Origin of the sequence: Gemmobacter sp., assembly GCF_046292685.1 — a bacterium.
GTDB lineage: Bacteria > Pseudomonadota > Alphaproteobacteria > Rhodobacterales > Rhodobacteraceae > Wagnerdoeblera.
Window position 1 is genome coordinate 1 of sequence record NZ_JBKBQM010000063.1, and the last position, 14,341, is coordinate 14,341.

The window sequence follows — 14,341 nt, forward strand, 5'->3', positions numbered from 1 at the left end:
CCCCCACCCAACCCCCCCCCGCCCCCCCCCCCCCCCCAAACCCCCGGGCCCCCCCCCGGGGGGGCCCCCGCCGCCTTGTTTTTCGTGGGTGGTTCAACCCTGAATCGGCGCCAGCCGGTGAAAGCGCTGGCGTTCGTAAACCAGCGGGGTCGCGTCGGTCAGGGTGATGCCGACGATATGGCCGATGAACACGGTATGCGACCCGGCCTGCACCTGCTCGGCCACCTCGCAGCAGAAATTGGCCACCGCACCGGCCAGGATGGGCAAGCCGCGCGCATCGATGCGCCAGTCGCCCAGGGCGAACTTGTCGTCGCCCGTGACCCCGCCGGCCCCGGCAAAGCGCATCGCAGTTTCGCCGCCGTCGCCTGCCAGCAGCGACACGTTGAACATGCCGGTATCGGCCACCATCGCACAGGTGCCGGTCGCCCGGTTCAGGCATACCAGCAGGCTGGGCGGATCGGCGCTGACCGAACAGACGGCCGTGGCGGTGATTCCGCGCCGGGCCCCTGCCCCGGCGCTGGTCACGATGGTCACGGCGCCGGGAAACCGGGCCATCGCGGCCCGGAAGGTTGCGGCATCGACCGGCACGCCCATGTCACGCCGCCTGCCGCAGATCGGCCAGATAGGCGCCGGCCGCCTCGGGGTCGGCGAACCACGGGAAGAAATCGCGCGGGTCGTCGAAGGCATTGGCCATGCGGTGCGCCAGCGCCGGGGCCGCGCAGGCGGTGCCCATGATCTCCAGCACGAAGGGCGGGGGCGGCAGCAGCAGCATGTTGGTCCAGCGCACCACCCACTGCGCATAATCCCAGAACCGTTCGAACGTGGCCTGCATGAAGGCCGCGTCATAGGGCCGGTCGCCATGCGCCAGAATCGCATCCAGATAGATCGCGGCGGCTTTGGACGCGTTGTTCGACCCCTGCCCGGTGATCGGGTCGTTCAGGCACACCGCATCGCCCAGGCCCAGCACCTTGCGCCCCGAAGGCAGGGTGCCGACCGGATGGCGGATCGTGGGGGCAAACCGCCCCGACAGGATGCCGTTGTCATCGGTCAGCACGCAGTCCTTCGACCGCTCGTATTCCCAGGGCAGGTAGGTGCGCAGGATCTCGAGCGACTTGGCCAGGTGCTGTTCGGGCGATTTCACCTCGGCCCAGCAATCCATCGGGCCACCCGGGATGCCTTCCAGCACCATGATTTCGCAAGGGCCGCTGGTGGTCAGCGACGGAAAGACGAAATATTCGCCCACGCCCGGGATCAGGTTGAACTCCACGGCCGAATGCGGCTCGCGCGGGGTCATGCCCTTGACATAGGTCAGCGCCAGCGCCCGCATCGGCTTGTCATAGGCCGACCGGCTGGCATCGCGGGCGAACATCTGGCCGATCTCGCCCTTGCCGGAGGCGACGATCACCAGATCGTCCTCGCGCGCCCAGGTTTCCAGCTCGGCGATGCCGGCATCCTTGATGACCAGGTTGCCGCCCAGCCGCTGAAACTCGGCCAGCCAGCGCGGCATCTTGACCCGCTGGTCCACGGCATAGGCGGGCCTGTCCAGCTTGCCGGTCCAGTCGATCAGCTTGGTGCCCGACCCGTCGTGGTTCGGAACGATGAAGTTGATGCCTTCGACCGGCGGGCAGGTATCGGACCAGAAGTCGAGGCCGAGGTCGCGTTCGTGCTGCACCGCATTGGAAAACATGCACTGGCTGGACAACACCTTGCCGGTGGCAATCTCCTCGGCAGTGCGGTTCTGCACGACGCGCACCTGATGCCCGGCCTTGAGCAGCCCGATGGCGACCATCAGCCCCGATTGACCGCCGCCGACGATGGTGAATTTCCGCATGATCTCTCTCCCTTTCGTCTTGTTTGTCACTGCATCAGTTTCGGAATCGCCGGCACGGCCTGTTCTGGGCCCATCGCGGTATAGCCGCCATCGACGCGGATATCGGTGCCGGTGATGAAGCTGGCCTCGTCCGAACACAGGAACAGCACGGCCTGCGCCACCTCCTCGGGGTTGCCGACCCGGCCGAGCAGGTGGAACGGTGCGGCCACCGCATCGGTCTTGGCGCGGTTGCCGCCGGTCAGCTGATCCATGATGTTCGACCAGGTCCAGCCAGGCGACACCGCGTTCACGCGGATGCCCTCGGGTGCCAGGTCCATCGCCTGGTTGCGCGTGAGCTGCAGGATCGCCGCTTTCGACACCGGGTAGACCCAACGCCCGGTCTGCGCGACCCTGGCCGAGATGGAGCCGAAGTTGACGATCGCGCCCTTGTTGGCGGCCAGATCGGCACGCGCCGCCTGCATCAGCATGACCGAGCCGACGAGGTTGATATCCAGCGCTTCCAGCCATTCGGCCCGGGTCGAGGCGGCGCCGTTGTCCAGATAGCTGCAGGCCACGTTCACCAGAAAATCGATGCGGCCGAAGCGTTCGCGGGTTGCGGCCACCAGGGCGGCGATGTCGTCGTCCGACCGCAGGTCGCAGCGGACAAAGGCGGCACCTTCGGGCAGGTTGCCCGGTTCGGCGATATCGGCCACCATCACCCGCGTTCCCGCCGCGACAAAGGCCTGCACCACCGCCTGCCCGATCTTCGTGACCCCGCCCGGCACGATGGCCACCTTGCCTTGCAATCCGCGCATAGCGCCCCCCTTGATGCTTGAAGTTTCAAGCAGTGTTTCCTGCCGCGACCGGGCCCGCTATCCGCCGTGCGCAGCGACTATCCGCAAAACGAAAAAATCGGCGGCACCTTGTGCGCCTGCGCCGATTCGGTGGTAACCTGCGCCCCAGGGAGGCACGCCATGCTGCACACCGGGGCCAGCCTGCCGTTGCAGGCCCATGCGCTGTTCCAGTCCTGCGACCTTGACGAAACGCGCGACCGCGTGGCGGCCGTGTTCTGCCCGCACCGGCTGGAAACCGTGGGCCGCAACACCCGGCTGGCCGCTCGCCACCACCATTTGCGCGGCGACCGGATCAGCCTGAACTACATCGACTATGGCGCCAAGACGCTGATCGCCCCAGGCGAGATGGAGCGGTTCTATCTGGTGCAGATCCCGCTATCGGGCGGGGCGATGATTGCGAACGGCCCGGCCTGCTATGCCTCGGACCCGGGCCGCGCGGCGGTGCTGAACCCGCATCACCCCACCACGATGATCTGGGAGGCCGAGACCCCGCAACTGCTGGTGCAGATCGACCGGCAGGCGATGACCGACCACCTGTCGGCGCAGCTGGGTGCCCGCGCCGAACGGCCGCTGACCTTCGACGGGCCGCTGGACCTGACCGGCGGGCCGGGGGCGGCGCTGCGCCGGCTGGTGCTGTATCTGGTGGCCGAGGCCGATGCCGGGCGGGCCTTGCCCGGGCGCGGCCTGATGGGCCGCCAGGTCGAGGCGGTGCTGATGTCGGGCCTGCTGGATTCGGGCCGGCACGATCACGCGGCCTTGCTGGGCCGGGTGCGGTCGGCCCCCCGCCCGCGCCACCTGCGGCTGGCCGAAGGCTTCATCGAGGCGAACCTCGCGCGCCCCATCACGCTGGACGATGTGGCCGAAGCCGCCGGGATCAGCGCCCGGGCGCTGCAACTTGCGTTCCGCCAGTGGCGCGGCACAACCCCGCTGGGCTGGTGGCGCGACCGCCGCCTGGAACGCGCCCATGCCGACCTGATGGCGGGCCGCGGCACGGTGACGGAAATTGCCTTGAAATGGGGCTTTACCCATTTCGGCCGCTTTGCCGAAACCTACCGCGCGCGTTACGGCCTGAGCCCGCGCGACACGCTGAGCGCGGGCCGCACCGGCGGGTATCAGGACTGAAAAGCCTTACTGTTCGGGCAGCAGGATTTCCCGCTTGCCGACGTGGTTGGCCCGCGTGACCACGCCTTGATCCTCCATCTGCTCCACCAGACGCGCGGCCTTCTGATAGCCGATGCCCAGCTTGCGCTGGATGTAGGAGGTCGAACACTTGCGGTCGCGCGCCACGATCGCCACGGCCTGATCGTAAAGCGCGTCTTCGGAATTGTCGCCGCCGCCAAGGCCCAGCACGGCGTCGATATCCTCGGCCTTTTCCTCGTCGGGGCCATCGACGACGCCCGACATGTAGCTGGGCGGGCCGAAGGACTTCAGGTGGTTGACGATCTCCTCCACCTCCTCGTCCGAAACGAACGGCCCGTGGATCCGGCTGATGCGCCCGCCGCCGGCCATATACAGCATGTCGCCCATGCCCAGCAGCTGTTCGGCGCCCATTTCGCCCAGAATGGTGCGGCTGTCGATCTTGCTGGTGACCTGAAAGGAGATTCGGGTGGGGAAGTTCGCCTTGATCGTGCCCGTGATCACATCCACCGACGGGCGCTGCGTGGCCATGATGAGGTGGATGCCGGAGGCACGCGCCATCTGCGCGAGGCGCTGGATGCAGGCCTCGATCTCCTTGCCGGCCACCATCATCAGGTCGGCCATCTCGTCGACGATGACCACGATGTAGGGCAGCGCCACGGGGGCGAATTCCTCGGTCTCGAACACCGGATCGCCGGTTTCGTCGTCGAACCCGGTCTGGATGGTGCGGCGGAACATCTCGCCCTTGGCCAGCGCCTCGCGCACCCGGCCGTTGTAGCCTTCGATGTTGCGCACGCCCATCTTGGACATCTTGCGATAGCGTTCCTCCATTTCGCCCACCACCCACTTCAGCGCGACGACCGCCTTTTTCGGGTCGGTGACAACGGGGGACAGCAGGTGCGGGATGCCGTCGTAGACGCTGAGTTCCAGCATCTTGGGGTCGATCATGATCAGCCGGCATTCCTCGGGCGTGAGCTTGTAGAGCAGCGACAGGATCATGGTGTTGATGGCGACGGACTTGCCCGAACCGGTGGTCCCGGCAATCAGCAGGTGGGGCATCTTGGCCAGGTTGGCCACCACGGGTTCGCCGGCAATGTCCTTTCCCAGCGCCAGCGGCAGGCGCATGGAGCTGTCGCCGAAGTCGCGGGCCGACAGGATCTCGCGCAGCACCACCTTTTCGCGGTGGGCGTTGGGCAGTTCGATCCCTATCACCGAACGTCCCGGCACGGTGGACACGCGCGCCGCCAGTGCCGACATGCTGCGCGCGATGTCGTCGGCCAGCCCGATCACCCGGCTGGCCTTCAGCCCCGGGGCGGGTTCCAATTCGTACATCGTCACCACCGGCCCGGGGCGCACGCTGACGATCTCGCCCTTGACCCCGTAGTCGTCCAGCACGTTTTCCAGCATGCGGGCGTTTTCTTCCAGCGCCTCGTCCGAAAGGTGGTGGCGCTGGATGCTGGCGGGGTTGGTCAACAGGCCCAGCGGCGGCGGCTCGTAGGCGGGCGCGGAACGGTCGTCGAACTTCAGGCGCGGCTGCGCCTCGGCCTGGGCCTGGCGCGACGGCGCTGCGGGCTTGCGTTCGGGGTGCTGGACGACATTACGGCGAATACCCGGCGACACTTGCGGCGCGCGTTGCGGGGCTTCCCACGACGGCAGGTCGTCGTCCTCGTCCTCATCCGCGGGCTGCGCCCAGGCTGGCGCGACCTGCCGTTGCGGCAGGGCAAGGTCGCGTTCGTCCTCGACGTCGATCAGGGCTTCGTCCGGCTCAGGGGCAGGCATCGGCGCCGGCGACGCGGCCGGCGGCGCCATGCGGGGGGGGGCCGGCGGGGTGGCGGGTTCCGCAGGCCAACCGGGCGATACCGCCAGCCGCATCGGGGCCTCGGCGGCCGCGCGGGCCTGGTGCTGGGCAATGGCGCGGCTCACCGCCGGCGAAACCGGGGGGGCATCGGCCCGGCGCACCACCGGCGGCTCGGCGCGGCCCGGCAACACCGGCGCCGGGGCGCGCGTCTTGGCGCGGATGGCGTCGGAGATGCGCGCGCGAATGCGGTCTTCGCTGGGGGCCTCGGGCGCTACGGCCGGGGCGGCGGGCATCGGCCATTCGGGCTCTGCCTCCGGGGCGCGGCGGATCAACCCTTCCATCCGGGCGCGCAGGCCGCGGGGCGGTTCGGCCACGTAGGCCGCAGGCGGCGCCGTCAGCGGCGGTTCGGCGGCATGGCCCAGGGATTGAGGGCGGTCGAACCCTGGGGCCGCCTGCACCCGCGCCGGCGCAGCCGCGCGCGCGGCCCGGCGGGCCTGCAAGCGCGCGCCGACCCCTGCGGCACCGGCCGCCGCGCCGATGCCGGCCGCGCGCAGGCCCCGCAAGCCGGTGTCGTAAAGCACGATGCTGCCCAGCAGCAGGAACCGCCCGATGATGCGCAGTTCGGCCCGGTCGAACCCCATCGTGAACAGGCCCGACGACAGCAGCGCCAGCGCCATCAGCACCGACACGACCTTGAGTTCCAGCGCCGTCCCCATCGGCAGGACGTTCAGCATCACACCGACCAGCGTATCGCCGAACAGGCCGCCCAGGCCAAAGGAATGCACCCAGGTGCCGCCCGGCACATGGGTTGCGGCATAGGCCGCAGCCGACATCACCAGCATCCAGGCAAAGATGACGCGGCCCAGCGCCCGATCCTCGCCGCGGTGGAACAGGAACCGCAGCCCCCACATGCCGATCAGCACCGGCAGGCTCCAGGCGCCGAGCCCCAGGATGATGATCAGGGTCGAGGCCGCAGCCGCGCCGGCCCGGCCCAGCAGGTTGCGGGCAGGTTCGTCGGTGGCGACCATCCAGCCCGGATCGTCGGGCGAATAGCTGCCCAGCATGGCCGCCAGCGCCAGCGCCACCACCAGCAGCCCCAGCCCCAGCAGTTCCTTGCCGCGCTTTTCGACCATCGCCTGTGTGGTGCGGTCCAGAAGCGGTTCGCGTTGCCTTGCGTGATAGCTGGCCATGCCGGTCCTCACCCGTAAAGACAGTCGCGCAAGGCCACCAGCCCGCGCCTGGTTTCGTCTTGCGGCGCCACCAGCGCCACCCGGATATAGCCCTTGCCGGGGTTGTCGGCCCCGGTGCCGCGCGCAAGGTAGGCACCGGGCAACACGCGCACCCCGGTTTCGCGCCACAGCTTCAGGGCCGCGGCCTCGCCATCCTCGACGGGCAGCCACAGGAAGAACCCACCGTCAGGCAGCGTCAGCCCCTGATGCCCGGCCAGCACGGCGGCCGCGTCGCGGAACTTGGCCTGATAGAGCGCGCGGTTCTGTTCGACATGCGCCTCGTCGGCCCACAACCGTTCGGCCACCCGCTGCAACGGCAAGGGCAAGGGCGCCCCGGCATAGGCGCGCAACTGGCGGATGCGCGGCATGGCGCCCGGACCGGCCGCCACGAAGCCGGACCTCAGCCCCGGCACGTTCGACCGTTTGGACAGCGAGTTGAACACGACCACCCGGTCGGGGTCGGTGCCGCGCGCCGCCGCCACCTGCAACAGCCCCGGCGGCGGCGCCTCGCGCCAGATTTCCGAATAGCATTCGTCGGAAAACACCGTGAAGTCGTGCCGCTCGGCCAGGTCCAGCAGGTCGGCCAGGTATTCGGCCGAGGCCACCGCGCCCTGCGGATTGGCGGGCGAACAGATATAGGCCACCGCCACGCGGTCCAGCACTTCGGGCGGCAGGCTGCGATAATCGGGCAGGAACCCCGTCGCGGCGGTCGCGGGCACGTAAACCGGCTCGGCCCCGATCGCCAGCGCCGCCACGGCATAGACCTGATAGAACGGATTTGGCACCAGGACCACCGGGCGCTTGCCGGCCTTGGTTTCGGGGCAAAGTGCCACCAGCGTGTTGAACAGCCCTTCGCGCGTGCCGTTCAGCACCATCAGCCCCGAGGCCGGATGCGCAACCCCATAGCGGCGCGCGATCCAGCCGGAAATCGCCGCCAGCAGTTCGGGTGTGCCCTCGTTGGGCGGGTAAACGCCGAAGCCGGCCAGATTGTCGGCCAGAGTCGCGCCCAGCCAGTCGGGAAAAGCATGCTTGGGTTCGCCGATGGTCATCGCCAGCGGCGAACCGCCCGGCGCATGATGATCCAGCAGCGCCCGCAGGCGCGGAAACGCATACTCCGGCAAGTCGGAGAACCGCTCAGGGAATGCCATATCTGCCTCGTCTGCCGGGGTCATGCCGCCCCGTTCGTGGCCAGACTAGCGACGTTTTTCCTGCGGGTCCAGAAAAACGCTGCATCGCACGGGGGTTGCGTGGCGGAAATGGCACGTCGAGCCGTGGCCGTCCGGCGCGGTCAGTCGATCTCGCGCGCCTCGCTGACCAGCATCACAGGAATGCCATCACGAACCGGATAGGCCAGATGCGCCGCCCGGCTGACCAGTTCCTGCCGCTCGGCATCCCAGGTCAGGGGGGCGCGGGTCACCGGACAGACCAGTTGTTCCAGCATCCGGCGGTCGAAGGCGGCCTCGTCGGTCATTGCAACGGGTCCGGCGTGTCGCCTGCGAGGGCGAATTCGATCAGCGTGACCAGGGTTTCGCGCCGCGTCTCCAGCGACGGGGCTTCCAGCAAGGCCTGGCGGTCTTCGGGGCCAAAGGGGCAGAGCATCGACAGGGAATTGATCAGCAATTCGTCCTCGGCCTCGGCCAGCGCGCCCCAGTCGGTGTTCAGCCCGCGACTTTCGAAGAACCGCTTGAGCAGCGGCAGAAATGTCTTGCGGTTGAACCCGGGGTCGCGTTCGGCACCGCCCCGGTCGCGCGCGAAAGAGGCCCAGTCGGCGCGCACCCGGCGATAGGGGGTAAAGCCCGGCACCTCCTCGACCACGCGAAACCGGGAGACGCCGGTCAGGGTAATCATGTAGCGGCCGTCCTCGGTTTCGGAAAACCCGGTCAGGCGCCCCGCACAGCCGATGGCCTGCAGCCGCTTTTCGCCGCCCGGCACCTCGCGCGGCTGGATCATGCCGATCAGCCGCTCGGGCGTCTTCAGGCAATCGTCGATCATCGCCAGATAGCGCGGCTCGAAGATATGCAGCGGCAATCGCCCGCGCGGCAGCACCAGCGCGCCCGAAAGCGGGAAAATCGCAATCACCTCGGGCAGATCACCCAGCCGTTTCATTCCGTCTCCTGACTGCCGCTGCTTGCCGGGCCCGGATGCGCCGGGTCTTGCGGCCCCCCGGGGCGTCGTCAGCGGCGGCGCCCAACAGATAGGGCGCGCGCGCGATCAGGCAAAGATCAGCGAGGAAAGCTTGCGCCGGCCTTTCAGCACGATCGGATCGGTGGGCTTGAGCGCATCGAAGATCGTCATCAACTGCGCCTTTGCCGCGCCGCCATTCCATTCGCGATCGCGGCGGAACAGTTCCAGCAGCTCCTCGACCGCCGCCTCGACCTTGCCCGAGGCATGCAGCGCCAGCGCCAGATCGAACCGGGCCTGGTGATTGTCGGGTTCGGTCAGCACCACCGACAGCAGCTCGGTCACCGGCCCGGCCTTGGCGGCCTGGCGCGCAAGCTCCAGCTGGGCGCGGGCGGCCTCGACCTCTTTCGATTTCGCAAGCTCGGGGCTGGCCGAGGCAAGGAAGGCTTCGGCCTTGTCCAGTTCGCCCGCTGCCATCCAGGCCCGCGCGAGGCCAGCGAAGGCCGCTGCATTGGCGGGATCTTCGCCCAGGATCGCGGCAAAGGTTTCGGCGGCATCGGCGGCGGCGCCTTCGGCCAGCATCTGTTCGGCCGCGGCCAGCGCATCGGCCAACCCGCCGTCGCCGGCCAGGGCTGTCAGCCGGTCGATGAACTTCTGGATTTCCGACCCGGGGATCGCGCCCTGGAACATGTCCACCGGGCGCCCATCGACAAAGGCCACCACCGTGGGGATCGACTGCAAGGGCAGGCCCTGCTGCGCCAGCATCGCGCACAGGCGCTGGTTCTGGTCCACGTCGATCTTGACCATCCGCACCTTGCCGCGCGCCGCCTCGACCGCCTTTTCCAGCGCGGGCCCCAGCGTCTTGCACGGGCCGCACCAGGGCGCCCAGAAATCGACGATGACCGGCGTTTCGCGGCTGGCCTCGATCACGTCCTTCATGAAGGTGGCCTCGGTTGCGTCCTTGACCCAACCGCCTGCCGCTGCCTTCGGCTTTGCCTCTCCGAACCCGAGCATGACGCCCCTCCTGATTGTGAATTGCCCCATATATGCGCATGACGGGGCAAAAGGGAAAGGGGGGGCAGCCGGGGGCTGTTGCCGGCCCTTGCAGGCTGGTATCGGTGGCGGGCAGTCTTTGCGTTTCAAGCTCGTTGCAAGGCAACCGCCCGGCCATGACCCGCGCCATCATCGCCCCGCGCCTGTTCGACGGCGACCGTTTCCACCGGGATGCGGCCGTTGTGATCGACGGCGGGCAGGTCGTGGCGGTGCAACCGCTGGCCGAATTGCCGCAAGGCGTGGCGGTGGAACGGGTCGCGGGGCTGCTGGTGCCCGGCTTTGTCGATGCGCAGGTCAACGGCGGCGGCGGGGTGCTGCTGAACGACGCCCCAACGCCCGAGGCGATGCGCGCCATCGCCGCTGCGCACGCGCGCTTCGGCACCACGAGCCTTCTGCCCACGCTGATTAGCGACACCCCGCAAATCGTCACGGCCGCGATCGGGGCGGCCATCGCCGCCACGCGCTGCCCTGGCCCCATCGCCGGCCTGCACCTTGAAGGGCCGCATCTGGCGCCGGCCCGCAAGGGCACGCACCTGGCATCCCTGATGCGCCCGATGACCGAGGCCGATGTGGCCGAACTGTCGGCCGCAGCACAGGCCCTGCCGGCGCTGCTGCTGACGGTGGCGGCCGAACAGGTCACCCCCGCGCAGGTCCGGGCGCTGGTGGCGGCAGGGGCGACGGTCAGCCTGGGGCACAGCGACTGCACGGCCGAACAGGCGGGCGAACTGTTCGCCGCCGGCGCCACCGGCACGACGCATCTGTTCAACGCCATGAGCGGCTTGTCCCATCGGGCCCCTGGGCTGGTCGGCGCCACGCTGGAGGCGCCGCATGTCTGGGCCGGGATCATCGCCGATGGCGCGCATGCGGACCCCGCCGCCTTGCGAATCGCCTTGCGCGCCAAGCGCGGACCCGGGCGGCTGTTTCTGGTGACCGATGCGATGTCGCTGGTGGGCAGCGATGCCGAAACGCTGACCCTGAACGGCCGCAGCATCCGCCGCCACGCCCGCCCCGGCGCCGTGTCGCGCCTGACGCTGGAGGATGGCACGCTGGCAGGCTCGGACCTCGACATGGCCACCGCGCTGCGCTTTGCCGCGCGTCACCTCGACCTGCCGCTGGACGAAGCCTTGCGGATGGCGACCCGCCACCCGGCCAGCTTCCTGCGCCTGCCCGACCGGGGGCGCATCGCGCCGGGTTGCCGCGCCGACCTCGTGCTGCTGGACGATGCGTTGCGGGTCTGCCGCTGCTGGAGCGGCGGGGTGCCCGTGGATGCGGCACCGCAACTGCCGCCCCCGGCCTGAGCCGGGCACGACCCTGCGGGTCAAGGCAAAAGGATGCCTGCGCTGGTCAGGGCTCGGCGCTGGCCGGGTCGGGTTCGGCGATCAGCACCACCTGCATCGCCAGATCGCCCGCCACCGCCTCGGACGCCGGACCATGGGGTACCGCCAGCCAGCCGAGCCCCAGCGGGTTGCCCGCGCCGGCCGGGGTCAACCAGTCGTCCGGGCGGCCACCACCCTGGCCGAAGTGCTTTTTCAGCACGCCTTCGACCTGAAACACCAGGCCGGCCGCCAGACCGGCCGGGACCGGGCCCGTGCCGCCCTGCAAGGTCATCTCGGGGCCGGGCGCCAGACCCGGGCGGGCAAAGACCCGCCGCGTCAGGTAGGAATGCCGCAGCACCGGGGCCGGGTTGCGCGCGCCATAGCCCCAAAGCCGCAGCCATTCGGCGCGAAACGCATCGAGATCGGGGTTGAACCAGACCCTCTCCAGATCGTCGCGCGATGCAAGGCCCTGAAAATCCAGATAATCCCACACCGGCATTGCACCGCGCAGCATCTGGGCCACCCGCCAGTTCGCATAGTGCCGCGTGCCGGGAATGGCATTGAGGAACGGGTTGTCCACCGCCACCAGCCAGGGGGAACAGCCGCGGGCCTCGGCATCGCGGGGGACGGTATGGGCGATGAAGATCATCGCGGGGCATTCGGCCAGCGTGCGGGTCATGGCGCCTCTCGGGTCAGGAAGTCGTGCAGGATGCGCGCAGTGCCCGGGGCGAACCCCGGCGTGTGCCAGGGCGGCAGTTCGGCGGTCGCAGCCCCCGGCGCCAGCGCCGCCACATCGCGGAAACAGGCGAACAGCATGTCCGAAGGCGAGGCACAGACCAGCGTCGGCACTGCAATCTGCGGCAGGCGGTCGCGCTTGGGGTGGCGGAAGGCGGCGCGATACCTAAGGTGATAGCTGCGCAGCGCCTTCGGTAGCTCGACGCTGAAATCGTGCAGCGCGTCGTCGGGCGGCAGGCCACCGGGCAGGCGCCCCTCGGCGGTGCGGTTGTAATAGGGCCAGAACAGGAACTGGTCGCGGCAGAAATGCCAGACCTTCATCAGGTGCGTCGCTTCGGCATCGGGGGCGATCTCGCGGGCGTCGCGGTCCAGCACCTCGGATTGCAGGTCGCCGGAGTATAGCCCCATCCCGTCGATCACCAGCCGGCGCACGCGGGCGGGATGGGCGATGGCGATTTCCATGGCGATCGAGGCGCCGGTATGGCTGCCGTAAAGGTCGAAGCGTTCCAGCCCCAGCGTATCCAGCGCAGCCAGCGCGTGCGCGGCCAGATCGGGGATGCCGGGCTGCGCCAGGGGCAGCGGCTCGCTGTCGCCGTTGCCGGCGGTGTCGGGCGCCACGACCCGACCAGATCGGCCCGCGCCTGCATAAGGCCAGACAGTTGCTTCGATGACCCGGGCGCAGGATGGATCATCACAAGGGGCGAGGCATCGGCAGGCCCGGTGGCGCGGTAATGCACCTGCAAGGCCCCCACATCGGCAAACCCGCGCTGCAAGCGATGCGACGTCATCCCCGAACCTCCTCGGCCAGTGTCCACCCCAGCCAGCCGCCACGCTCAGCGCCGGTGTCACGCTCATGCCGCTGACGAACCCAAGCCCCGACAGGGTCGAGCCGCCGATGCATTCCCCCACGGCATGAAGCCCGGGAACGACCGTGCCATCGTCGCGCAGCGCATGCGGACGATGGGTGCGGCCCATCGGGTCGGGGGTGCCCTGCTCAAGCCCGGCAACAGCGGCGGCGCGGCCGACCAGGCGGCATCGTCGGTGACGCACCAGAACGACAGGTCGGGCAAGCCGTTCAAGGCGTGCTCGCGGCGATCGACGCTTTCGTCGTCCTCGCGCACGAATCGGGCGCCTTGGGCGGTCAGGTGCAGGTTCCGGGGTTGGCGCAGCTGCGGGGTCCGGCTGGGCATTTGCCGCCAGTCCACCCGGTGCTGGCCGGGCGGCGGCGCCACGGCCGCGTAGGTGGGCAGGAACATGTCGGGGCAGGACCGGGCGGCCCCGGCCTGCCAGGCGGCTTCGATCCCGCTGCCGTCCGAAGTGGGCATCGCGGCCGTCACCTGCCGGCGCCCGCCGGTCAGGCGCGCGAAGACCTCGGGGTTGCCGCCATAGCCCCCGGTGGCCAGCACCACCGCCTTGGCAGGCACCAGCTGCGCGCCGGCAGGCCCCCGCCAGCCGCACACCGACAACCCGCCCGGCACCGTCCTGCACCAGACTTTCACGGCGCGTTGCGGTGCGCAGCTCTGCCTCGGGCCGCGCCATGGCGGCAGCGAACAGCGGCTCCAGCACGCGCAACACCGAAACCCCGCCTTCGACGCCCCAATAAATGCGCGCGGTGCGATAGGCCTCGTGCAGATGCAGGATCGCCGGGCAAGCCGGATCCATCGCAAAGCCGTGGTCCATCAGCCAGTCGATCGTGGCGCCCTGCCCCGCCGTGGTGCGCGCCAGCAGGTCGGCCCGGCCGGTGCCGCGATTGATGCGGATGATGTCGGCCAGATGCTCGGCCGCGCTGTCGGCGATACCGCGTTCGGCCTGCGACCGGCTGCCCGCGCCCGACAGCTGCCCCAGGCTGACATGCAGCGTGCCGCCGACGCGCGACGCCTGATCCACCACCAGAACCCGCGCCTCGGCGGCCACCGCCTTGATCGCGCAAGGCATGCCAGCCGTGCCCGCCCCGACGATCACGATATCCGGCTGATCCATGCCAAGGCGCCTTCCGCGCTTGCATCGGGCCCGTGGGGCCGCACCTAGGCAACAGCACATCCGAGTCCAGAAACTTGTGGACAAGCTGTCCTATCCATAAAACAGTAAGTCAAAAAGACGGAATACAGCGTAGCGGTGGCTGTTGAGAAAGCCCCGCGCTTCTGCTTCACTTTGTTTATCGCTGGATAGGAGCTATAGCTGAAAGTTGGTGACGGGGGGATTGGGTGGCATATCAAGGCGTTGTTGACGCGCCGCAGTTCTCGCAGAGAAAAGGATATGCCACATGACGAAGGATACGGTTGTCGCGT

13 protein-coding genes and 1 pseudogene are annotated in these 14,341 nt (G+C 69.2%); 2 read left to right on the forward strand and 12 right to left on the reverse strand.

The annotated features are described in order from the left end of the window. Nucleotides 1-93: 93 nt before the first annotated feature. From ACK4S2_RS14100 to ACK4S2_RS14110, 3 genes are read right to left on the reverse strand one after another with little or no spacing between them, the layout of a single operon-like run. Complete coding sequence (locus ACK4S2_RS14100) at nucleotides 94-594, reverse strand: flavin reductase family protein (RefSeq protein ID WP_409625658.1); 501 nt, start codon at nucleotides 592-594, stop codon at nucleotides 94-96. A 1-nt stretch (nucleotide 595) separates the two neighbouring features. After that, nucleotides 596-1,831, reverse strand: a complete 1,236-nt coding sequence (locus tag ACK4S2_RS14105) for a styrene monooxygenase/indole monooxygenase family protein (RefSeq protein ID WP_409625661.1) — start codon at nucleotides 1,829-1,831, stop codon at nucleotides 596-598. Nucleotides 1,832-1,857: 26 nt separating this feature from the next. Beyond that, on the reverse strand, nucleotides 1,858-2,625 hold the full coding sequence (locus tag ACK4S2_RS14110; protein WP_409625664.1) for an SDR family oxidoreductase: 768 nt from the start codon (nucleotides 2,623-2,625) through the stop codon (nucleotides 1,858-1,860). Nucleotides 2,626-2,784: 159 nt separating this feature from the next. Here ACK4S2_RS14110 and ACK4S2_RS14115 point away from each other — a divergent pair, with 159 nt between their 5' ends. Further along, entirely contained in the window at nucleotides 2,785-3,786 is a 1,002-nt protein-coding gene (locus ACK4S2_RS14115; protein WP_409625667.1) for an AraC family transcriptional regulator, read from the forward strand. Nucleotides 3,787-3,792: 6 nt separating this feature from the next. Here ACK4S2_RS14115 and ACK4S2_RS14120 read toward each other — a convergent pair whose 3' ends face one another. The 5 genes from ACK4S2_RS14120 to ACK4S2_RS14140 all read right to left on the reverse strand — a co-directional run bounded on the left by ACK4S2_RS14120 (nucleotide 3,793) and on the right by ACK4S2_RS14140 (nucleotide 9,963). Continuing rightward, a complete protein-coding gene (locus ACK4S2_RS14120; protein ID WP_409625670.1) occupies nucleotides 3,793-6,789 on the reverse strand; it encodes a DNA translocase FtsK in 2,997 nt (998 codons plus the stop codon). Between the two features lie 8 nt (nucleotides 6,790-6,797). Continuing rightward, entirely contained in the window at nucleotides 6,798-7,976 is a 1,179-nt protein-coding gene (locus ACK4S2_RS14125; protein ID WP_409625673.1) for an aminotransferase class I/II-fold pyridoxal phosphate-dependent enzyme, read from the reverse strand. A 140-nt stretch (nucleotides 7,977-8,116) separates the two neighbouring features. After that, nucleotides 8,117-8,299, reverse strand: coding sequence for a Trm112 family protein (locus ACK4S2_RS14130; protein WP_409625676.1), 183 nt, complete (start codon nucleotides 8,297-8,299; stop codon nucleotides 8,117-8,119). Continuing rightward, nucleotides 8,296-8,934, reverse strand: a complete 639-nt coding sequence (locus ACK4S2_RS14135; protein ID WP_409625679.1) for an LON peptidase substrate-binding domain-containing protein — start codon at nucleotides 8,932-8,934, stop codon at nucleotides 8,296-8,298. Before ACK4S2_RS14135 ends, ACK4S2_RS14130 begins: the two co-directional genes overlap by 4 nt. A gap of 105 nt (nucleotides 8,935-9,039) precedes the next feature. Then, complete coding sequence (locus ACK4S2_RS14140) at nucleotides 9,040-9,963, reverse strand: tetratricopeptide repeat protein (RefSeq protein ID WP_409625682.1); 924 nt, start codon at nucleotides 9,961-9,963, stop codon at nucleotides 9,040-9,042. Between the two features lie 155 nt (nucleotides 9,964-10,118). Between ACK4S2_RS14140 and nagA the strand changes: the two genes are divergently transcribed. Then, nucleotides 10,119-11,300 (forward strand): N-acetylglucosamine-6-phosphate deacetylase, encoded by a 1,182-nt coding sequence (gene nagA / locus ACK4S2_RS14145; protein ID WP_409625685.1) that lies wholly within the window; start codon nucleotides 10,119-10,121, stop codon nucleotides 11,298-11,300. A gap of 46 nt (nucleotides 11,301-11,346) precedes the next feature. Here the strand turns inward: nagA and ACK4S2_RS14150 are convergent, their stop codons facing one another. From ACK4S2_RS14150 to ACK4S2_RS14165, 4 genes and pseudogenes are all read right to left on the reverse strand, one after another. Further along, nucleotides 11,347-11,997 carry a hypothetical protein gene (locus ACK4S2_RS14150; RefSeq protein WP_409625688.1) on the reverse strand — a complete coding sequence of 217 codons (651 nt, stop codon included), beginning with the start codon at nucleotides 11,995-11,997 and terminating at the stop codon, nucleotides 11,347-11,349. Continuing rightward, nucleotides 11,994-12,671 carry an alpha/beta fold hydrolase gene (locus ACK4S2_RS14155; RefSeq protein ID WP_409625694.1) on the reverse strand — a complete coding sequence of 226 codons (678 nt, stop codon included), beginning with the start codon at nucleotides 12,669-12,671 and terminating at the stop codon, nucleotides 11,994-11,996. The genes ACK4S2_RS14150 and ACK4S2_RS14155 overlap by 4 nt, the downstream gene beginning before the upstream one ends. Nucleotides 12,672-12,904: 233 nt before the next feature. Next, entirely contained in the window at nucleotides 12,905-13,477 is a 573-nt protein-coding gene (locus ACK4S2_RS14160) for an FAD-binding protein (protein ID WP_409625691.1), read from the reverse strand. Between the two features lie 31 nt (nucleotides 13,478-13,508). Beyond that, nucleotides 13,509-14,093, reverse strand: a pseudogene (locus ACK4S2_RS14165) (FAD-binding protein); the annotation flags it as partial. Nucleotides 14,094-14,341: the final 248 nt, after the last annotated feature.